Annotated in this window: 15 protein-coding genes; 8 read left to right on the forward strand and 7 right to left on the reverse strand. The window is 71.2% G+C overall.

Features of this window, described 5'->3' with window-relative positions:
• Positions 1-125: 125 nt before the first annotated feature.
• From IO24_RS0127035 to IO24_RS0127055, 5 genes are read right to left on the reverse strand one after another with little or no spacing between them, the layout of a single operon-like run.
• Complete coding sequence (locus IO24_RS0127035; RefSeq protein ID WP_031139883.1) at positions 126-1436, reverse strand: DUF58 domain-containing protein; 1311 nt, start codon at positions 1434-1436, stop codon at positions 126-128.
• A complete protein-coding gene (locus tag IO24_RS0127040) occupies positions 1436-2425 on the reverse strand; it encodes an AAA family ATPase (RefSeq protein WP_107063033.1) in 990 nt (329 codons plus the stop codon). The genes IO24_RS0127035 and IO24_RS0127040 overlap by 1 nt, the downstream gene beginning before the upstream one ends.
• The gene (locus tag IO24_RS0127045) at positions 2425-3621 is read right to left on the reverse strand and encodes a DUF4350 domain-containing protein (RefSeq protein WP_031139888.1); all 1197 of its coding nucleotides are present in this window, start codon (positions 3619-3621) and stop codon (positions 2425-2427) included. Before IO24_RS0127045 ends, IO24_RS0127040 begins: the two co-directional genes overlap by 1 nt.
• A complete protein-coding gene (locus IO24_RS0127050; protein WP_045296668.1) occupies positions 3618-4385 on the reverse strand; it encodes a DUF4129 domain-containing protein in 768 nt (255 codons plus the stop codon). The genes IO24_RS0127045 and IO24_RS0127050 overlap by 4 nt, the downstream gene beginning before the upstream one ends.
• A 4-nt stretch (positions 4386-4389) precedes the next feature.
• Positions 4390-5739, reverse strand: a complete 1350-nt coding sequence (locus tag IO24_RS0127055) for a glycerophosphoryl diester phosphodiesterase membrane domain-containing protein (RefSeq protein WP_031139892.1) — start codon at positions 5737-5739, stop codon at positions 4390-4392.
• A gap of 140 nt (positions 5740-5879) precedes the next feature.
• On the opposite strand from IO24_RS0127055, the gene mtnA reads away from it, so the two are divergent.
• From mtnA to IO24_RS0127095, 7 genes are all read left to right on the forward strand, one after another.
• On the forward strand, positions 5880-7028 hold the full coding sequence (gene mtnA / locus IO24_RS0127060; protein ID WP_031139894.1) for an S-methyl-5-thioribose-1-phosphate isomerase: 1149 nt from the start codon (positions 5880-5882) through the stop codon (positions 7026-7028).
• Between the two features lie 175 nt (positions 7029-7203).
• Complete coding sequence (mtrA, locus tag IO24_RS0127070; protein WP_009188938.1) at positions 7204-7893, forward strand: two-component system response regulator MtrA; 690 nt, start codon at positions 7204-7206, stop codon at positions 7891-7893.
• 1 nt (position 7894) lies between these two features.
• The gene (gene mtrB / locus IO24_RS0127075) at positions 7895-10087 is read left to right on the forward strand and encodes an MtrAB system histidine kinase MtrB (protein ID WP_037668559.1); all 2193 of its coding nucleotides are present in this window, start codon (positions 7895-7897) and stop codon (positions 10085-10087) included.
• The gene (locus tag IO24_RS0127080; protein WP_031139900.1) at positions 10077-11906 is read left to right on the forward strand and encodes an LpqB family beta-propeller domain-containing protein; all 1830 of its coding nucleotides are present in this window, start codon (positions 10077-10079) and stop codon (positions 11904-11906) included. Before mtrB ends, IO24_RS0127080 begins: the two co-directional genes overlap by 11 nt.
• 239 nt (positions 11907-12145) lie before the next feature.
• Entirely contained in the window at positions 12146-13069 is a 924-nt protein-coding gene (locus IO24_RS0127085; protein ID WP_031139902.1) for a ComF family protein, read from the forward strand.
• Between the two features lie 310 nt (positions 13070-13379).
• Positions 13380-14075: a ribosome hibernation-promoting factor, HPF/YfiA family gene (hpf, locus tag IO24_RS0127090; protein ID WP_031139904.1), complete on the forward strand. Its 696-nt coding sequence runs from the start codon at positions 13380-13382 to the stop codon at positions 14073-14075.
• 205 nt (positions 14076-14280) lie between these two features.
• The gene (locus IO24_RS0127095; RefSeq protein ID WP_031139906.1) at positions 14281-15021 is read left to right on the forward strand and encodes a response regulator; all 741 of its coding nucleotides are present in this window, start codon (positions 14281-14283) and stop codon (positions 15019-15021) included.
• Between the two features lie 9 nt (positions 15022-15030).
• Here the strand turns inward: IO24_RS0127095 and IO24_RS0127100 are convergent, their stop codons facing one another.
• Together IO24_RS0127100 and IO24_RS0127105 are read right to left on the reverse strand one after the other, a co-directional pair.
• Entirely contained in the window at positions 15031-16203 is a 1173-nt protein-coding gene (locus tag IO24_RS0127100; RefSeq protein ID WP_031139908.1) for a winged helix-turn-helix domain-containing protein, read from the reverse strand.
• Positions 16204-16272: 69 nt separating this feature from the next.
• Entirely contained in the window at positions 16273-16839 is a 567-nt protein-coding gene (locus tag IO24_RS0127105) for a GNAT family N-acetyltransferase (protein WP_031139910.1), read from the reverse strand.
• A 280-nt stretch (positions 16840-17119) separates the two neighbouring features.
• Between IO24_RS0127105 and secA the strand changes: the two genes are divergently transcribed.
• Positions 17120-19966, forward strand: a complete 2847-nt coding sequence (gene secA, locus IO24_RS0127110; RefSeq protein WP_031139912.1) for a preprotein translocase subunit SecA — start codon at positions 17120-17122, stop codon at positions 19964-19966.
• Positions 19967-19984: the final 18 nt, after the last annotated feature.

The following is a 19984-nucleotide window of genomic DNA, read 5'->3' on the forward strand; positions in this document are numbered from 1 at the left end:
ATGGTACTGCAGGGGGGACCCTGTGGGAGAGTAGGACGCCGCCGAACAATTTTTGGGAAAACCCCCGCATCTTCGGATGCGGGGGTTTTCTGCGTTTAGACCCCCTTTCGGGGGCCCGATTTATGTCAGAGGCGTCCGGTCGCCTTCAATGCCAAGTACGCGTCCGCCAGTGCCGGCGCCAGCTCGTCCGGTGTGGCATCGACGACCGTGACACCGTGGCGGCGAAGTTGTTCTGCGGTGCGATGACGCTCCGACTGGGCCTGAGCGGCTGCGGCGGCCTCGTAGACCGCCTCGACCTTGCCGCGTGCTGTGGCCATTTCTGTGATGTGCGGGTCAGCCACCGAAGCCACCAGAATCGTGTGGCGCTGCGTGAGCTGAGCGAGGACCGGGAGCAGACCCTCCTCAATGGGGGCCGCGTCCAGCGTGGTGAGCAGGACGATCAGGGAACGGCGGGGGGACGTACGGAGTGCGGTGGCCGTGAGGCCTCGGGCATCCGTTTCGACGAGTTCCGGCTCGAGCATGGCCATCGCGTTGACCAGGGCGGGAAGGACATCGCCTGCGGTGCGGCCCTGGACGAGAGCGCGGACTTTCCGGTCGTAGGCGAGCAGGTCCACGCGGTCGCCGGCCCGGGAGGCGAGAGCGGCGAGGAGGAGGGCCGCGTCCATCGAGGCGTCGAGGCGGGGTGCGTCGCCCACGCGGCCGGCCGAAGTACGGCCGGTGTCGAGGACCAGGAGGATATGGCGGTCACGCTCGGGACGCCAGGTGCGTACCGCGACCGTGGTCTGGCGGGCAGTGGCGCGCCAGTCGATGGAGCGGGTGTCGTCGCCGGGGACGTACTCGCGCAGGCTGTCGAACTCCGTTCCCTCGCCGCGCGTGAGGAGACTGGTGCGGCCGTCCAGTTCGCGGAGACGCGCCAGCTTCGAGGGCAGGTGCTTGCGGCTTGTGAACGGGGGCAGGACCCGAACCGTCCAGGGGGCCTGGTGGCTGCCCTGGCGGGCGAAGAGGCCGAGCGGGCCGTACGAGCGGATGGTGACGCGGTCGGCCTGGCGGTCGCCTCGGCGGGTGGGGCGTAGACGGGTCGTCAAACGGCGACGTTCGCCCGGGGGGACCGTGAGGCGGTGGCGGGAGGCCGTGGTTTCCGTGCCGGGCTGCCAGGTGCTGGGGGGCCACGCGTCGCGGAGTCGGGCGCGCAGAGTGCGGCGGGACGGATTGGTGATGGTGAGGGTGACGTCCGCCGTGTCGCCGAGGCGTACGGAGGCGTCGCCGGAGCGGGTCAGGCCCAGGTGGCGTACGGGGGCGGCCAGCGCGAAGTCGCAGGCGCAGGCCACGGCCAGGGGTGCGTTGACCGCCAGGATGCCCGTCCAACTTGGCTCCCAGATGCCGACGGGGAGGGAGCCCAGGGCCGCGAGGAGGGCGGTGCGTCCGGTGAGTGCCATCAGCGGGGGACGGGGACGTGAGCGAGGATCGCGTTGATGACGGAGTCGGCCGTCACGCCTTCCATCTCGGCCTCCGGGCGGAGCTGGACGCGGTGGCGGAGGGTGGGGAGGGCGAGGGCCTTCACGTCGTCGGGAATGACGTAGTCGCGGCCGGTGAGCCAGGCCCAGGCGCGGGCCGTGGCCATGAGAGCCGTGGCGCCTCGAGGGGAGACGCCCAGAGTGAGGGACGGCGACTCGCGGGTGGCGCGGCAGATGTCGACCACGTAGGCGGTGATCTCCGGGGAGATGGCCGTCTTGGCGACCGCCGCGCGGGCCGCCTCCAGATCTGCGGGGCCCGCTACGGGGCGTACGCCGGCGGCGTGGAGGTCGCGGGGGTTGAAGCCCTCGGCGTGGCGGGTGAGGACGTCGATCTCGTCCTGGCGGGAGGGCAGGGGGATGGTCAGTTTGAGGAGGAAGCGGTCCAGCTGGGCTTCCGGGAGGGGGTAGGTGCCCTCGTACTCCACCGGGTTCTGCGTTGCCGCGACCAGGAACGGGTCGGGCAGGGGGCGGGGGGTGCCGTCGACGGTGACCTGGCGTTCCTCCATGGCTTCCAGGAGGGACGACTGGGTCTTGGGGGGCGTGCGGTTGATCTCGTCGGCGAGGAGGAGGTTCGTGAAGACCGGGCCGGGCTGGAAGGAGAACTCGGCGCTGCGGGTGTCGTAGACCAGGGAGCCGGTCACGTCGCTCGGCATGAGGTCGGGGGTGAACTGGACGCGTTTGGTGTCGAGCTCGAGGGCGGCGGCGAGGGCGCGGACCAGGAGGGTCTTGGCGACGCCGGGGACGCCTTCGAGGAGCACGTGGCCGCGGCAGAGCAGGGCGACGACGAGGCCGGTGACGGCGGGGTCCTGGCCGACCACGGCCTTGGCGATCTCGGCGCGCAGGGCCTCCAGGGCGTCTCGGGCGGTGCCCGGGTCCCCGGTCTGCCCGGCGTTGTCAGTGGTCGGGTCCATCATGGACGGCGTACCTCTCTTTCGAGGGCGTCGAGTCGGTCGGCGAGTGCGATGAGTGCTGCGTCGTCGCTGGGCGGTGATCCGAAGAGGAGGGCGTGCTGGTCCTGGCCGTCGCCGTGGAGGTGGGCGGACAGGGCGGGGAGCAGGGCCTCGGGCGTGTGCGCCTGGGTGACGGGGACGCCTACGAGGGGGGCGAGGCGGGTGCGGGTGGTGGAGCGGAGAGCGTCGGCCGCGCGGTCGCGGGCGTCGGTCTTGCGGTAGAGGCGGGCGCGGCCTTCGGCGGTTTCCGAGGCGCGGATCGCGACGGGGAGTTTTTCGGGTACGAGGGGGCCGAGTCGGCGTGCCCGCCAGAGGGCGGCCAGGGCTGCGGCGATGAACAGTTGCAGGGTGCCCCAGAGCCAGCCCGAGGGGAGCAGGTCGAAGAAGCTGCGTTCGTCGTCGGGGCCGGTGGCCGATGTGTCGGACAGCGTGGGGAGGTACCAGACCAGATGGGGGCGGGAGCCGAGGAGTTGGAGTGCGAGCGAGGCGTTGCCCTGCTCGTCGAGGTGGTCGTTGAGAAGGATGTCGGGCGCGCCCAGGGCGACGGTGTCGCCGTCCCCAGTGCCGTCGGGGATGCGCAGCAGGGTGGCCAGGCGTTCGCTGGGGTAGCAGGCGTCGGCGCCGAGGTGGGTGGTGGTGTAGCGGACGCCGCCCGTGTCGGCGGTGCCGGCGCGGCGGGCGGCGGGCAGAGTGCAGTCGGGGGAGAGAATCGAGTCGAGGCTGGTGGCGGGGTCGGCGGTGACGCCGGGGGCGAGCCGTTCGATGGAGGCGCTGCCGGAGGCGACCAGGACGGTGCGGCCGCGGGAGTCGGCGAACGCCTTGTGCAGCCGGGTCTGCTGACTGCGGGTCAGCAGGTCGGGGGCGGCGACCAGGAGGGTCGTGTCCGGGCCGGCTGCGGTGGCTGCTTCGTCCAGGGTGGTGACCACGCGGGTGTCCACGCCCCGGTCGGCGAGGAGTTCGGCGACGGCGCGGCTGCCGTTGGGATCGGCGGAGCGCGGGTCGAGTTCGCCGTGGCGGGCGTCGGAGCGGAGGACGGCGATGGCGACGGCTCCCGCGACGAGCACCACGAGGGCGAGTGCGATACCGCGCGCGCGGGTCCACACCTGGCGGGCGGTGGGCGAGGCCGAGGTGGACGTGAGGGTGGCCTCGGTGGTCATTCGGCGGCTCCCTGGCGGGTGTTGGGGGCCGTGTGGGCGCTGCTCGCCGCGAGCTGGGGCTTGGTGCGTTCCAGGTCGCGGTCGAGTTCTGCGAGGCGGTGGTACGACTGCTCGGTCGCCGAGCGGCCGCCGTATGTGACGTCGTCGAAGTCGCGGGCGGCGGTGCGCAGCCGGTCGGTGTGGGCGGGCAGGGCCCGGCCGGCTTCGGCTGCGGCCTCGTCGGCGGTGCGGCCGGGGCGGACGTCGAGGAGGGCGCGTTCCTCGAGGGCGCGGACGAGGGCACGCATGCGTTCCTGGAGGGCCTGGTTCCAGTGGCCCTGGGCGGCGTGTGCCTCGGCGGTGGCGCGGTGGTCGGCGGCGCTGCGGGGGCGGTCGTCGAACAGGGCCGCGGACGAGGTGGGTTGGCGGCGCGGGGTGCCCAGGCGCCACCACAGGGCGGCCAGGACCGCGATGACGGCCAGGATGATGACGATCAGGCCGAGTGCGCCGCCGGGGGTGGCGGTCGAGGCGGCGTTGAAGAGTTTGCCGAGCCAGTCCCAGAAGGCGTCGAGGGCGCGTTGGAACAGGCTGGGGTCGTCCTCGTGGTACATCCGCTTGGAGAGCTCGCGCCGGGCCGCCTCCCGCGCGGGGTCGCGCGGGATGGTGAGGGGCGGCTCGTCGGCGGAGCGGGCCGGCGACAGCAGGGAGGTGTCGCCGGCGCTCAGCAGCGTCCGTATGCCGGCGCGTGGCAGCGCCGTGGTGAGAAGTTCCCCCGCCCGGCTCACCGCATCAGCTCCCGGGGGTGGCGCCGGGGGCGGTGGTGGGGCCGTAGCCCTGGACGTCGGCGGCGCGGGCCAGTTCGAGGTCGAGGGCCTCTCGGCGGATGCGCTGGTCGATGTAGAGGAGCACGGTGACGCCAGCCGTGATCGGGAACGTGATCATGGAGCCGATCACCGAGCCGATGCCGCTGATGATGAGGAACGTCCAGCCGAGGCTGCCGACACCGGTGTTGAGCCAGCCGGTGAGGCCGTCGCCGCTGAGGGCCGCCGCGAGGAGGGTGAAGGGGATGACGATGATCGAGGCGACGACGTTCGCGATGAGCGTGGCGAGCAGCTGGATGCCGAAGATCCGCCACCAGGTGCCCTGGACGAGCTTCGCGGAGCGGCTCATGGCCTTCTTGATGCCCTGCTTCTCCAGCATCAGGGCCGGCGAGGCGAGGGAGAAGCGGATCGCCAGCCACAGCGCGACGATGCCGGCGCCGATGATGCCGAGGACGGTGAGGGCGACGCCTGCGCCGCTGTTCCCGGCGACGGTGACGAGGAGGCCCGGCAGGGCTCCCACGGTGACGACGCCGACGGTGATGAGCAGCAACACGCAGATCAGGCCGAACAGTTTGAGGACCTGAGGGCGGGCGTCGCGCCAGGCCTCGCCGATGGTCACCGACTTGCCGAGTACGGCGCGGCTGGTGACGGTGGTGAGCAGGGCGGTCGCGATGACGGTGCCGACCAGGGAGATCACGAAGACGACGCTGGAGTTGAGCAGGGCGTCGCCCATGGCGCGGCTCAGCTCGCTGAGGGTGGCGCTGGGGTCGTTGAGGGCGTCGGTGCTGGAGTCTTCCAGGACGAGGCCCTGGAACAGGACGACGATGACCTCGGTGAGGACCGCGACGGTCAGCGAGATCCCCAGGACCGTGCGCCAGTAGGTGCGCATGGTGGAGACCGCGCCGTCGAGGATCTCGCCCACGCCGAGCGGCCGGAGCGGGATGATGCCGGGCTTGGCGGCGGGCGGGGGACCGCCCCAGCCGCTTCCCCAGCCGCCGTGGCCTGCGGGGGCGCCGTATCCGCCGTGGCCTCCCGGACCGTATCCGCCGGGGGGCTGGCTGCCCCAGCCGGGGCCGGGGGGCGGAGGCGGGGGAGCCTGGCCGGGGGCGGGCGGGCCGCTGGGGGCGGACCACTGGGCCGGTGGCGGCTGTTCCCTGGACCACTGCGAGCCGGGGCCCTGCGGGGCCTGGCCGGGCTGGGCCGGCTGGTCCGCGGGCTGTGCGGGGCGGTCGGTGGGCTCGGCAGGGCCGGACTGGTCCGGCTTCTGGCCGTCGGACGGGGCGGATCCGGGCGAGGCCCAACCCGGAGTGTCGTTCATCGTCGCTCCTTCACGGTGCCCGTCCGCGGTCGCGGCGGCAGGTTGGCAGCCATCGTGCCATGGGGTGGTCTTGGAGTGACCGGCCGCGGTATGGGCTGCGTACCTTCAATTGTCCGCTCGATAGGGGGCAGACTGACCGCATGGCTGATCAGTACGCGCACAGCGGCGATGACAAACGGCCGACCGAGATTCCGGCGATCCGCTGGGAAGAGCCACCGGAAGGCCCCGTTCTGGTCCTGCTCGACCAGACGAGGCTGCCGGCCGAGGAGGTCGAACTGGTCTGTACGGACGCGTCCGCACTCGTGGAGGCGATCCGCTCGCTGGCCGTGCGCGGGGCACCGCTGCTCGGCATCGCGGGGGCGTACGGCGTCGCGCTCGCCGCCGTGCGGGGCTTCGACGTGGAGGAGGCCGCGGCCGCGCTGGCGGGCGCCCGGCCGACCGCGGTGAACCTGGCCGTGGGCGTGCGCCGGGCCCAGTCGGCCCATGAGGCGGCGCTCGCCAAGGGCGGTGACGTCGGGCAGGCGGCCGCGACGGCGCTGGCCGCGGCGCGGCAGCTGCACCGGGAGGACGCCGAGGCCAGTGGGCGGATGGCCGAGCACGGGCTGGCGCTGCTGGACGAACTGCTGCCCGGCGGCGGGCACCGGATCCTCACCCACTGCAACACCGGTTCGCTGGTGTCGGGCGGGGAGGGCACGGCGTTCGCGGTGGCGCTCGCGGCGCACCGGACGGGGCGGCTGCGTCGGCTGTGGGTGGACGAGACGCGGCCGTTGCTGCAGGGCGCGCGCCTGACGGCGTACGAGGCGGCTCGCAGCGGGATGGCGTACACGCTGCTCACCGACAACGCGGCGGGGTCTCTGTTCGCCGCGGGGGAGGTGGACGCGGTGCTGATCGGGGCGGACCGCATCACGGCGGACGGTTCGGTGGCGAACAAGGTCGGGAGCTATCCGCTGGCGGTGCTGGCGCGGTACCACCATGTGCCGTTCATCGTGGTGGCGCCGGTGACGACGGTGGATCTGGACACGGCGGACGGGGCGTCCATCGAGGTGGAGCAGCGTCCCGGGCATGAGGTGACCGAGGTGACGGCTCCGCAGGTGCCGGTGGCCGGTGTGGAGGCGGGCGGTGGGATTCCGGTGGCGCCGCTGGGGACGCAGGCGTACAACCCGGCGTTCGATGTGACTCCGTCCGAGCTGGTGACGGCGATCGTCACGGAGGAGGGTGTTGTTTCGCCTGTGACTGCTGAGGCACTCGCCGAGCTGTGTGCGCGTTCGCGCCGGGTGGCGGCGGGCTGAGCGGGGCGCTGCGGAGGGGTGTGCGGGGCGGGGCGGGCTCCGGCACCCTCGCCCTCCCGGCCCTGCTGGAGATCATCTGAGGGCGGGCGAGGGCAGACAGTAGCGCTTGCTGCGACTATGGTCACTGGCCGGTGACCTACCTCACCACTGCCTTCGCCGCTGTTATGAGAATGGGATGATGTCGTTTATGAAGGGACGAGTCCTTGTCGTCGACGACGACACCGCACTGGCCGAGATGCTCGGCATTGTGCTGCGTGGTGAGGGTTTCGAGCCGTCGTTCGTGGCCGACGGAGACAAGGCGCTGGCCGCGTTCCGTGAGGCCAAGCCCGATCTGGTGCTGCTCGACCTGATGCTGCCCGGCCGGGACGGCATCGAGGTGTGCCGCCTGATCAGGGCGGAGTCGGGCGTGCCGATCGTGATGCTGACGGCGAAGAGCGACACGGTCGATGTCGTCGTGGGCCTGGAGTCGGGCGCGGACGACTACATCGTGAAGCCGTTCAAGCCGAAGGAGCTGGTGGCCCGGATCCGGGCGCGGCTCAGGAGGTCGGAGGAGCCCGCTCCGGAGCAGCTCGCCATCGGTGACCTGGTCATCGACGTGGCCGGGCACTCGGTGAAGCGGGACGGGCAGTCGATCGCGCTGACGCCGCTGGAGTTCGACCTGCTGGTCGCGCTCGCGCGCAAGCCGTGGCAGGTGTTCACGCGTGAGGTGCTGCTGGAGCAGGTCTGGGGCTACCGGCACGCGGCGGACACGCGGCTGGTCAACGTGCATGTGCAGCGGCTGCGCTCCAAGGTCGAGAAGGACCCGGAGAAGCCGGAGATCGTGGTGACCGTCCGTGGTGTCGGGTACAAGGCAGGACCGAGCTGACATGTCCGGCGACAGTGCCGCTTCGGCGCCCGGCCGGTCCGGGGCCCGCCCGGAGCGGCCTGTCGGACGCAAGAAGTCCGGCTCCCGCTGGGGGCGGTTCCTGGAGAGCGGGCTGCTGCTCCAGGGTGGGGTCCAGGGCAGCCCGGTCATCCGCCTGTTCATGCGGTGGGTGCGCCGGCCGTTGCTGCCCGTCATGCGGTTGTGGCGGCGCAACATCCAGCTCAAGGTCGTCGTCACGACGCTGCTGATGTCGTTGGGCGTGGTGCTGCTGCTGGGCTTCGTCGTCATCGGGCAGGTGCGCAACGGCCTGCTGGACGCCAAGGTGAAGGCGTCCCAGAGCCAGGCCACGGGCGGGTTCGCGGTGGCCGAGCAGCGGGCCGCCGAAGCGGCGAGCGGCACCGGCGGTGACGTCGCCACGTCGGACGGGCGTCCCGCGCAGAACGTCACCCCGTGGATGAGCGACCTCGTCTCCTCGCTCTCCAGTGGCGGCCAGGGCGCCTTCGAGGTGGTGACCCTCCCGGCCACCGGCGCGGACGGCGCGGGCGGCCGCGGGCAGCGTGCCTCCGGCGAGGTGGACTGGAACAGGAGCGTGCCCGCTGACCTGCGCGAGCGGATCGGCAGCAGTACGACGGCCGCGCAGAGCTACACCCGCATCACCTACACCAACGCCACCAAGGACTCCCAGCCGGGCCTGGTCATCGGCAAGCAGGTCGACGACCCCAACGGCGATCCGTACCAGCTCTACTACCTCTTCCCGCTCACCCAGGAGGAGAAGTCGCTGAGCCTGGTCAAGGGCACGCTGGCGACGGCCGGGCTGTTCGTCGTCGTCCTGCTCGGGGCCATCGCCTGGCTCGTCGTGCGGCAGGTCGTCACGCCGGTGCGGATGGCGGCGGGAATCGCGGAGCGGCTGTCGGCCGGGCGGCTCCAGGAGCGTATGAAGGTCACCGGCGAGGACGACATCGCGCGGCTCGGTGAGGCCTTCAACAAGATGGCGCAGAACCTCCAGCTGAAGATCAGCCAGCTGGAGGACCTGTCGCGGATGCAGCGCCGGTTCGTGTCGGACGTGTCGCACGAGCTGCGTACGCCGCTGACGACCGTACGGATGGCCGCGGACGTCATCCACGAGGCGCGGGTGGACTTCGACCCGGTGACCGCGCGGTCGGCGGAGCTGCTCGCCGACCAGCTGGACCGGTTCGAATCGCTGCTCGCGGACCTGCTGGAGATCAGCCGGTTCGACGCCGGGGCCGCGGCCCTGGAGGCGGAGCCGATAGACCTCAGGGACGTCGTACGGCGAGTGGTCAGCGGGGCCGAGCCGCTCGCGGAGCGCAAGGACACACGGATCCGGATCCTCGGCGACCAGCAGCCCGTCGTCGCCGAGGCCGACGCCCGGCGCGTGGAGCGTGTGCTGCGCAACCTCGTCGTCAACGCCGTCGAGCACGGCGAGGGCAGGGACGTCGTCGTCAAGCTCGCCGCGGCCGGCGGTGCCGTCGCCGTCGCGGTGCGGGACTACGGCGTCGGGCTCAAGCCGGGCGAGGCGACCCGGGTGTTCAGCCGCTTCTGGCGGGCCGACCCGGCACGCGCGCGGACCACGGGTGGTACGGGCCTGGGGCTGTCCATCGCCCTGGAGGACGCGCGGCTGCACGGCGGCTGGCTGCAGGCGTGGGGCGAGCCGGGCGGCGGTTCGCAGTTCCGGCTGACGCTGCCCAGGACCGCCGACGAGCCGCTGCGGGGCTCCCCGATACCGCTGGAGCCCAAGGACTCACGGCGCAACCGGGGGCTCGACGACGCCGGTCTGCCGTGCGGCGGCGGGGACGGCGAGAAGCGGGCGACCGTGCCGGCGCAGCCGGTGAGCGGGCCGGTGGCACAGGGGGCCAAGCGGGATCCGATACCCCCGCGTGTCGCCCCTACGGCGGACCCGACGGCGCTGCCCGGAAATGGTTCGCGAGTGGTGCCCAGGCCTGCCTCGGGCACGCGGAGGCAGGACGAGTCGGCGGGGGCGGGGGAGCCGGCTCCCGGCGGGGACGTGAGCGGCCCGGAGGGGGCAGGGCGCGACGAGGACGCCCACGGCCGGTCCGGACGGGATCCGGTCGTGAACGGGCCGCGGGGCGAGGACGACGGCTCCACGGGCCCGGGCAGCCGGGAGAGCGAGTTCGGGGACGTGGACAGGCAAGGGGAGGCATCTCGTGGGCGCTGACCGCGAAGGGCGGGGCCGGCGCAGGCACGCGCGGGTGACGGTGTACGCAGCCGGTGGCGTTCTGGTGCTGGCAGGGTGTGCCTCGATGCCGGACAGCGGGGATCTGCGCGGTGTGGAGTCCACACCGCGCCAGGAGACCCAGGTACAGGTGTTCGCCGTGCCGCCGGGGGAGGACGCGCCGCCCTCGGAGATCGTGCAGGGTTTCCTGGAGGCGCTCACCAGCGACGACGCCCACTACAAGACCGCGCGCCAGTACCTGACCGGCGAAGCCGCGAAGTCGTGGCGGCCCGAGGCGTCCGCCACGGTGCTGACGGACGGGCCGGGCGCCAAGCCCGAGCCGGGCGGCGGCGGGGAGGACACCGGCGAGATCTCGTACATGCTGACCGGCACCAAGGTCGCCACCGTCGACGCGCAGCAGGCCTACGCGCCGGCGACCGGGGCGTACGGCAGGAGCGTGCACCTGTCGCAGGACGACAAGCGGCAGTGGCGGATCGACGCGCTGCCACAGGGCGTCGTCATGGGCGAGTCGGACTTCCAGCGCAACTACATGTCCGTCAGCAAGTACTACTTCGCCTCGAACAGCGAAGCGGCCGGTGCGCAGTCGCAGCCCACGGCGGTCGCCGACCCCGTCTACGTGCGCCGGCGCGTGGAGCCCATGACACAGATGGTGAACTCCCTGCTCAACGGGCCCACGCGGTGGCTCGGACCCGTGGTCAGGTCGAGCTTCCCCACCGGTACGGCGCTGGCCAAGGACGCCGGGGCGCTGACGCCCGACGACCGGAGCAAGCTGACCGTCCCGCTCAACGACAAGGCCGCGGGCATCGGCATCAACCGGTGCCAGGAGATGGCCGCCCAGTTGCTGTTCACGCTGCGGAACCTCAGCCCGGCGGTGGACGAGGTCGAGCTGCGGGCCGACGGGGCGGAGCTGTGCTCGCTCACGCAGGCCGGGGCCGATTCGGCGGCCTCCCGGAGCTCGGCGCGGCCGCCCGGCTACCTGTACTTCGTCGACGGCAAGCACCGGCTCGTGCGGATCTCCGCGGGCAGCAGTGACACCAAGCCGGACCCGGTGCCGGGGGCGCTCGGTGAGGGAGACACGGCGATCCGGTCGGTGTCGGTGGCGCGTGACGAGCGCACCGCGGCCGGCGTCGGCCTCGACGGCCGGTCGCTGTACGTGGGGTCGCTGGTCTCGGGCGGTTCACTGGGCGAGCCGGTGCTGCGCAGCCAGGGGAAGGCCGAGAAGGACCGGCTGACGACCCCCAGCTGGGACGCTGACGACGGCCTGTGGGTGGCCGACCGTGACCCCGGGCATCCCCGGCTGCTCCTCTTCGAGGAGGGCAAGGGCGATCCGGTGGAGGTGCGCACACCGCACCTGGACGGACGGATCCAGTCCGTGCGGGTCGCCGCCGACGGTGTGCGGATCGCGCTCGTCGTGCAGAAGGGCGACAAGAAGACCCTGCTCATCGGGCTGATCGAGCGGGACGAGAAGCCGGGTGAGAAGCCGGCCGTCAGGGTGGTCGAACTGCGCTCCGCGACACCGGAGCTGGAGGAGGTCACCACCATGTCGTGGGCCGGGGACAGCCGGCTCGTGGTGGTGGGGCGCGAGCACGGGGGCGTCGAGCAGATGCGGTACGTCCAGGTCGACGGCTCCACGCCGGACGTGCCGGCGCCCGCGGCCCTGACCGGCGTCGAGGAGGTCACCGCCGCCGAGGACGACCAGCTGCCGCTGGTGGCGTACTCGGTGGACGGCATCGTCCGTCTGCCGTCGGGCGAGCAGTGGCAGAAGGTGACGGAGGGGACGGCGCCCATCTATCCGGGGTGAGGCGTGAGCGCCCCCGGTGGCAGGTGTGGCCGGGGTGTTCTGGGTGCGGGCGGCCGCTCCTGCCGAGGCTGGACTCGGGAGGAGCGGCCGTCGGCGTTCAGGGGGTGTGCGTGGGGCTGCTCGTGGCTGCCGGTGGTGGGTTCTGCGGGTGTCGCTCGTGTGGGTGACGAGCAGGTGGCGGGGCGGTTGGTTGTCCACAGGGGTGGCCGGGCCGGGCCCATAGGGGCACAGTGGTGGCCATGCGGGGGTGGTGGCAGGACCTCACCGACCTGGTGCTGCCGGGCGAGTGCGGGGGCTGCGGGATGCCTCGTACGGTGCTGTGCGCGCGGTGCCGTGCGGTGCTGAGCGAAGGCGCGGTGCATCGGGTGCGGCCGGTGCCGGAGCCGCCCGGGCTGCCCTTGGTGCACGCGGCGGCCCGGTACGCGGACGAGGTCCGGGCGACGCTGCTGGCCCACAAGGAGCGGGGCGCCCTGGCGCTCGCCGGACCGCTCGGGGTGGCGCTGGCGGGAGCCGTGCTGGCAGGGCTCCGGGGCGCCTTGGCTCCGGCGGGGGCGGGGGTGACCTGGTCCCGGGGTGGTGGGGCTCCTGCGCTGCTCGTGCCGGTGCCGTCCGGGCGGCGGGCGGTGCGAGCCCGGGGACATGATCCGGCGCGGCGGATCGCGCTCGCGGCGGCGGGTGAGTTGCGGCGGAGGGGGTTTCCGGCCCGGGTGGCCGGCGTGCTGCGGCAACGGCGGGCCGTGGCCGACCAGTCGGGGCTCAACTCCCGGCAGCGACTGGACAATCTGGCGGGCGCGCTGGAGGTCGCTCCCGGAGGTGCCCGGCTGCTCACCGGGGGGCCGGTCGTCCTCGTCGACGACGTGATGACCACGGGGGCCTCGCTGGCGGAGGCCGCCCGAGCCGTGCGGGCAGTCTCGTACCGGCCGCAGATTCCGTCCGGGGCGACCGGGCCGATTCCCAACGCTGCATGGACTTCGGCCGTGTACGGGGGAGAGACGTGGGAAAGCAGAGAGGAACAGAACGTCGGATCAAGGCGAGAGAGGACGGGCCGGCGGCCCGACCGGCAGGTGAACGCGGGCGCCGTGGACGCCGGCGGAGTCGTAGACGTGGTGTGCGCGGCAGTGGTGGCGGCATCACCGGACTCTTTCGAAATAAACCGGAACTGACTGAGATCTTGTGTCGTTGCAGGTAAGGAGAGGGCCTATTCACCTGAACGGAGGTACGCCGCAGTAGAGGGTGACGACATCCGTCCGGGCGAGATATGTTCGGTGAGAGGGAAAGCCGCAGGCCACACCTCTCAAATCCGAATGCCGTGCTGCGGGTTTTTCTTCATCACCCGCGACGGTGGAGTGGAGATCTCGCTCGCGGGGGAGGAGGTGGAAGTCACCGAGTCCGAGGTTCCGGGACTCACCGGAGCCTGGTGCAAAAGGGAGACGCTCCGCACCGAAGCGGAGCGATCCGGGAACGGAGTTCTGCGTGGACATCGTCGTCAAGGGCCGCAAGACCGAGGTGCCCGAGCGGTTCCGGAAGCACGTGGCCGAGAAGCTGAAGCTGGAGAAGATCCAGAAGCTCGATGGCAAGGTGATCAGCCTCGACGTCGAGGTGTCCAAGGAGCCCAACCCCCGGCAGGCCGACCGCTGTGACCGAGTGGAGATCACGCTCCGCTCCCGCGGTCCGGTGATCCGGGCTGAGGCAGCGGCGAGCGATCCGTACGCGGCGCTCGACCTGGCGGCGGAAAAGCTGGAAGCCCGGCTGCGCAGGCAGCACGACAAGCGGTATTCGCGCCGTGGTGCGCGCCGGATCCCGGCCGCCGAGGTCGCCGACCACGTCCCGGGCGTGGCGACGCTCAATGGAAACGGTCTGGCGCCGGCTCCCGAGGAGGAGCCCGAGGCCGTACCCACGAAGAAGATCGGCTCGCTGGAAGTGCAGGGTGACGGCCCCATCGTCGTCCGCGAGAAGACCCACGTCGCAGCCCCCATGACCCTCGACCAGGCTCTCTACGAGATGGAGCTGGTCGGGCACGACTTCTACCTGTTCGTCGACTCCGAGACCAAGGAACCGAGTGTCGTCTACCGGCGGCACGCCTACGACTACGGCGTGATCCACCTCAGTACGGACACGATGGTCACACAGGCGCACTCCCCCGACGCGGGAGGTGCGCTCGGCGGCTGACCGTGCCGGGTGACAGCGGAACAGGTGCCCCTGGAGCGCGTGTGCGCCCCCAGGGGCACCCCCGTGCGACCACTTCGCGCCCCACTCCGGCACCCCGGTGCCGTCCGGGCATGAAATCATGGTGGCCACGGCCCAACCGGTGGGTCGTTGCTCTGGGTTGGCGATGGCTCAGGACCTCAGGCCACAGCCTTCAGGGGGAGGAACGATGGCGGACAGCTTCGGACCGATGCGTGATGCCGACGACGGCGTCGTCGGCATGGGCCCGGACTCGGGGACTCCACGCAAGGAACCGATCAGAGTCCTTGTGGTGGACGACCACGCCTTGTTCCGCCGTGGCCTGGAGATCGTGCTCGCGGCCGAGGAGGACATCCAGGTCGTAGGAGAGGCGGGCGACGGCGCGGAGGCCGTCGAGAAGGCCGCCGACCTGCTGCCCGACATCGTCCTGATGGACGTGCGGATGCCCAAGCGGGGCGGGATCGAGGCGTGCACCTCCATCAAGGAGGTGGCACCCAGCGCCAAGATCATCATGCTGACGATCAGCGACGAGGAAGCCGATCTCTACGACGCCATCAAGGCGGGCGCGACCGGCTATCTCCTCAAGGAGATCTCCACGGACGAGGTGGCCACCGCCATTCGCGCGGTGGCCGACGGGCAGTCGCAGATCAGCCCGTCGATGGCGTCGAAACTCCTCACCGAGTTCAAGTCGATGATCCAGCGCACGGACGAACGCCGGCTGGTGCCCGCGCCGCGCCTGACCGACCGGGAACTGGAAGTCCTCAAGCTCGTCGCCACGGGAATGAACAACCGTGACATCGCCAAGGAGTTGTTCATCTCCGAGAACACCGTGAAGAACCACGTCCGCAACATCCTGGAGAAGCTGCAGCTGCACTCCAGGATGGAAGCGGTGGTGTACGCGATGCGGGAGAAGATCCTCGAAATCCGCTAGGACGCGGTCTCAGCCGAGAAGGCCGGCGAGTTCCTTCGCCAGAGGCTCACGCAGGTCCGGCGTGTCGACCCGTTCCACGCGGACATCCGTGCAGTCCACCCAGGTCGCCGCCTCGGCCAGGGCCTGGGCGACGGCCGGGACGGCCTTCGGGCCGTCGAGCGTGACCTGCTTGGCCACCAGCGTGCGGCCCTCGCGGGCGGGGTCCACGCGGCCGACGAGACGGCCGCCGGCCAGGACCGGCATCGCGAAGTAGCCGTAGACCCGCTTCTGTTTGGGGACGTAGGCCTCCAGGCGGTGCGTGAAGCCGAAGATCCGCTCCGTGCGCGCCCGCTCCCAGATCAGGGAGTCGAAGGGCGACAGGAGCGTGGTGCGGTGGCGGCCGCGCGGGGGCGTCTGCAGGGCCGCGGGGTCGGCCCAGGCCGGCTTGCCCCAGCCCTCGACCGAGACCGGGACCAGGCCCGAGTCGGCGATCACCGCGTCCACCTGCTCGCCCTTGAGGCGGTGGTAGTCGGCGATGTCCGCGCGGGTACCGACGCCGAGGGACCGGCCCGCCAGGCGCACCAGGCGGCGCAGGCACTCGGTGTCGTCCAGCTCGTCGTGCAGCAGGTCGCCCGGGACGGCGCGCTCGGCCAGGTCGTACAGGCGCTTCCAGCCACGGCGCTCCACGCAGACCACCTCGCCGTACATCAGGGCGCGTTCGACGGCGACCTTGGAGCCGGACCAGTCCCACCAGTCGCTCGTCTTCTTCGCGCCGCCCAACTCCGTGGCAGTGAGGGGGCCTTCGGAGCGGAGCTGCTTGATGACCCGGTCGTAGGCGCCGTCGGGGAGTTCGTGGTTCCAGTGCGGGCGGTTGCGGTAGGCGCGGCGGCGGAAGGCGAAGTGGGGCCACTCCTCGATGGGGAGGATGCAGGCGGCGTGGGACCAGTACTCGAACGAGTGCGTGTCCTGCCAGTAGGCGTCCTCGACCGTCTTCCGGCCGACCGCGCCCAGGCGGGCGTACGGGACGAGCTCATGGGAGCGGGCCAGGACCGAGATGGTGTCGAGCTGTATCGCGCCCAGGTGGCGGAGGATGCCGCGGACGCCCGAGCGGCGGTCGGGCGCGCCGAGGAAGCCTTGGGCGCGGAGCGCGATCCTGCGGGCCTCGTCCGCGGAGAGGTCTGCGTTGGGGGGCGGGGTGGTCATGGCCGCAGAGTATGGGGTGGGACTGACAGCGGAGTGTGACCTGCGGTTTTGCCGGGGCGGCCGACTCGGTCAGCGCGCCGGCAGGTACGGGGCCGTGGACGGGAGGCCCAGATCGGAGGGGAGCAGGGAGCCCACCCAGGCGTCCCGGCGTACTCCCTTGTTGTTCGTCGCGGAGCGCAGCGTGCCCTCGATCGTGAAACCCGCTCGCTCCGCCACCGCGCGGGAAGCCCGGTTGCCCACCTCCGCGCGCCATTCGACGCGATCGAGTGCGGCGCGGGTGAAGGACCAGCGGCAGGCGGTGAGGACGGCCTCGGTGAGGTAGCCGTTCGCGCGGTGCTGCTTCGCGGCCCAGAAGCCGATCTCGCCCATGCCCAGGGCGCGCATCGCGATGCCGAGCATGCCCGCCAGTTCTCCGGAGCGCAGGAAGACGCCGAAGGTGAACATGGAGCCGTCCGCCCAGCCGTCCGGGACCAGTTGTTCCGTGAAGTCCAGGGCGTGCTCGCGCAGATAGGGCGAGGGGAGCGTGGTCCAGCGCTGGATGTCGGGGTCCTGGCAGGCGTCGTACACCGCGTCGGTGTCCTGGGGGCCCACCGTGCGCAGCAGGAGGCGGTCCGTGGTGAGGGTGACGGGGTCCATCGGCCGATTCTGCTCGGAGGCCGGGCCCGATGCCATCGGTTCGCCGTGAGTGAGCGGATTGTCACGCGTTGTGCGATTCGGTGGAAGGGTGCGGCACTATCCGAGGGGGCCGGACGTTGTCCCCTTTGAAGCAGACGTGAATCAGAATTGAAGCAGCGGACGGTCGCCGTCGCAGCAGGCCCTCCCGGCGCGGTGGGGTCCTCGCATACGATGGCCGTTGCTCAGTGAGTCAAGTGGTAACCGACCGTCCCAGGCCCGACCGGCAAGGAGACCAACCCCCGTGTCCGTCCTCTCGAAGATCATGCGTGCAGGCGAAGGAAAGATCCTGCGCAGGCTGCACCGCATCGCGGACCAGGTCAACTCCATCGAAGAGGACTTCGTCGACCTCTCCGACGCCGAGCTGCGCGCACTCACCGATGAGTACAAGCAGCGCTACGCCGACGGCGAGACCCTGGACGACCTGCTGCCCGAGGCTTTCGCCACCGTCCGCGAGGCCGCCAAGCGCGTCCTCGGCCAGCGTCACTACGACGTGCAGATGATGGGTGGCGCCGCCCTGCACATGGGCTACGTGGCCGAGATGAAGACCGGTGAGGGCAAGACCCTCGTCGGCACCCTGCCGGCGTATCTGAACGCGCTGTCCGGCAAGGGCGTCCACATCATCACGGTCAACGACTACCTGGCCGAGCGCGACTCCGAGATGATGGGCCGCGTCCACCGGTTCCTGGGGCTCGAGGTCGGCTGCATCCTGGCCAACATGACGCCGGCTCAGCGCCGCGAGCAGTACGCCTGCGACATCACGTACGGCACGAACAACGAGTTCGGATTCGACTACCTGCGCGACAACATGGCGTGGTCCCAGGACGAGCTCGTCCAGCGCGGCCACAACTTCGCCATCGTCGACGAGGTCGACTCCATCCTCATCGACGAGGCCCGTACGCCGCTGATCATCTCCGGTCCGGCCGACCAGGCCACCAAGTGGTACGGGGACTTCGCCAAGCTGGTGAAGCGCCTCAAGCGCGGCGAGGCCGGCCAGCCGCTGAAGGGCATCGAGGAGACCGGCGACTACGACGTCGACGAGAAGAAGCGCACGGTCGCCATCCACGAGTCCGGTGTCGCCAAGGTCGAGGACTGGCTGGGCATCGACAACCTCTACGAGTCGGTGAACACCCCGCTGGTGGGCTACCTGAACAACGCCATCAAGGCCAAGGAGCTCTTCAAGAAGGACAAGGACTACGTCATCATCGACGACGAGGTCATGATCGTCGACGAGCACACCGGACGTATCCTCGCGGGCCGCCGCTACAACGAGGGCATGCACCAGGCGATCGAGGCGAAGGAAGGGGTGCCGATCAAGGACGAGAACCAGACGCTCGCCACGATCACCCTCCAGAACTTCTTCCGCCTCTACAAGCGCCACGACCACAGCGGCAAGGAGCAGCCCGGTCTGTGCGGCATGACCGGTACGGCCATGACCGAGGCCGCCGAGTTCCACCAGATCTACAAGCTCGGCGTGGTGCCGATCCCGACCAACCGGCCGATGGTCCGCGCGGACCAGTCGGACCTGATCTACCGGACCGAGGTCGCCAAGTTCGAGGCGGTCGTCGACGACATCGAGGAGAAGCACCGCAAGGGCCAGCCGATCCTCGTCGGCACAACCTCCGTCGAGAAGTCCGAGTACCTCTCGCAGCAGCTCAGCAAGCGCGGCATCCAGCACGAGGTGCTCAACGCCAAGCAGCACGACCGGGAGGCGACGATCGTCGCCCAGGCCGGCCGCAAGGGCGCCGTCACGGTGGCCACCAACATGGCCGGCCGTGGTACGGACATCAAGCTCGGCGGCAGCCCGGAGGACCTTGCCGAGGCGGAGCTGCGCCAGCGCGGCCTCGACCCCGAGGAGCACATCGAGGAGTGGGCACACGCCCTGCCCGAGGCGCTCCAGCGGGCCGAGAAGGCCGTCCAGGCCGAGAAGGACGAGGTCGAGAAGCTCGGCGGGCTCTACGTGCTGGGCACCGAGCGGCACGAGTCGCGGCGCATCGACAACCAGCTGCGCGGTCGTTCCGGCCGTCAGGGCGACCCGGGCGAGTCCCGCTTCTACCTCTCCCTCGGTGACGACCTGATGCGCCTGTTCAAGGCCCAGATGGTCGAGCGCGTGATGTCGATGGCGAACGTCCCGGACGACGTGCCGATCGAGAACAAGATGGTCACGCGCGCGATCGCCTCCGCCCAGTCGCAGGTCGAGCAGCAGAACTTCGAGACGCGTAAGAACGTCCTGAAGTACGACGAGGTCCTCAACCGCCAGCGCGAGGTCATCTACGGCGAGCGGCGCCGCGTCCTGGAGGGCGAGGACCTGCACGAGCAGGTACAGCACTTCATGGACGACACCATCGACGCCTACGTCCAGGCCGAGACCGCCGAGGGCTTCCCCGAGGACTGGGACCTCGACCGGCTGTGGGGCGCCTTCAAGCAGCTCTACCCGTGCAACGTCACGATCGAGGAGCTGGAGGAGGCGGCCGGCGACCGGGCCGGGCTGACCGCCGAGTTCATCGGCGACTCCATCAAGGACGACATCCACGATCAGTACCAGGCGCGTGAGGATCAGCTCGGCTCCGAGATCATGCGTGAGCTGGAGCGCCGGGTCGTGCTGTCGGTCCTCGACCGCAAGTGGCGCGAGCACCTCTACGAGATGGACTACCTCCAGGAGGGCATCGGCCTGCGCGCCATGGCGCAGAAGGACCCGCTGGTCGAGTACCAGCGCGAGGGCTTCGACATGTTCACCGCCATGATGGAAGGCATCAAGGAGGAGTCCGTCGGCTACCTGTTCAACCTGGAGGTCCAGGTCGAGCAGCAGGTCGAGGAGGTCCCGGTCGAGGACACCAAGCCGGTGGCCGACCTCGAGAAGCAGGACGCGGTGCCGGCGCAGGCGGGCTCCCGGCCGGAGATCCGCGCCAAGGGGCTCGACGTCCCGCAGCGCCGCAACCTCCACTTCTCCGCGCCGACGGTCGACGGCGAGGGCGGCACCATCGAGGGCGACTTCACCGAGGACGGCGAGCCGGTGCGCTCCGAGGCCGACGGTCTGACGCGTGCGGAGCGGCGCAAGCAGGCGCGGAGCCGGGGGCGCCGCAAGAAGTGACGGTTGCCGAGGCGCCGT

It is taken from the genome of Streptomyces flavovariabilis, from assembly GCF_000725785.1.
Taxonomy (GTDB): domain Bacteria; phylum Actinomycetota; class Actinomycetes; order Streptomycetales; family Streptomycetaceae; genus Streptomyces; species Streptomyces hawaiiensis.

Bases quoted from the DNA above. Each gene is read 5' to 3' on its own strand.
- IO24_RS0127035 (WP_031139883.1), bottom strand. From the start codon at position 1,436: ATGGCACTCACCGGACGCACCGCCCTCCTCGCGGCCCTGGGCTCCCTC.
- IO24_RS0127040 (WP_107063033.1), bottom strand. From the start codon at position 2,425: ATGGACCCGACCACTGACAACGCCGGGCAGACCGGGGACCCGGGCACC.
- IO24_RS0127045 (WP_031139888.1), bottom strand. From the start codon at position 3,621: ATGACCACCGAGGCCACCCTCACGTCCACCTCGGCCTCGCCCACCGCC.
- IO24_RS0127055 (WP_031139892.1), bottom strand. From the start codon at position 5,739: ATGAACGACACTCCGGGTTGGGCCTCGCCCGGATCCGCCCCGTCCGAC.
- mtnA (WP_031139894.1), top strand. From the start codon at position 5,880: ATGGCTGATCAGTACGCGCACAGCGGCGATGACAAACGGCCGACCGAG.
- mtrA (WP_009188938.1), top strand. From the start codon at position 7,204: ATGATGTCGTTTATGAAGGGACGAGTCCTTGTCGTCGACGACGACACC.
- mtrB (WP_037668559.1), top strand. From the start codon at position 7,895: ATGTCCGGCGACAGTGCCGCTTCGGCGCCCGGCCGGTCCGGGGCCCGC.
- IO24_RS0127085 (WP_031139902.1), top strand. From the start codon at position 12,146: ATGCGGGGGTGGTGGCAGGACCTCACCGACCTGGTGCTGCCGGGCGAG.
- IO24_RS0127095 (WP_031139906.1), top strand. From the start codon at position 14,281: ATGGCGGACAGCTTCGGACCGATGCGTGATGCCGACGACGGCGTCGTC.
- IO24_RS0127100 (WP_031139908.1), bottom strand. From the start codon at position 16,203: ATGACCACCCCGCCCCCCAACGCAGACCTCTCCGCGGACGAGGCCCGC.
- IO24_RS0127105 (WP_031139910.1), bottom strand. From the start codon at position 16,839: ATGGACCCCGTCACCCTCACCACGGACCGCCTCCTGCTGCGCACGGTG.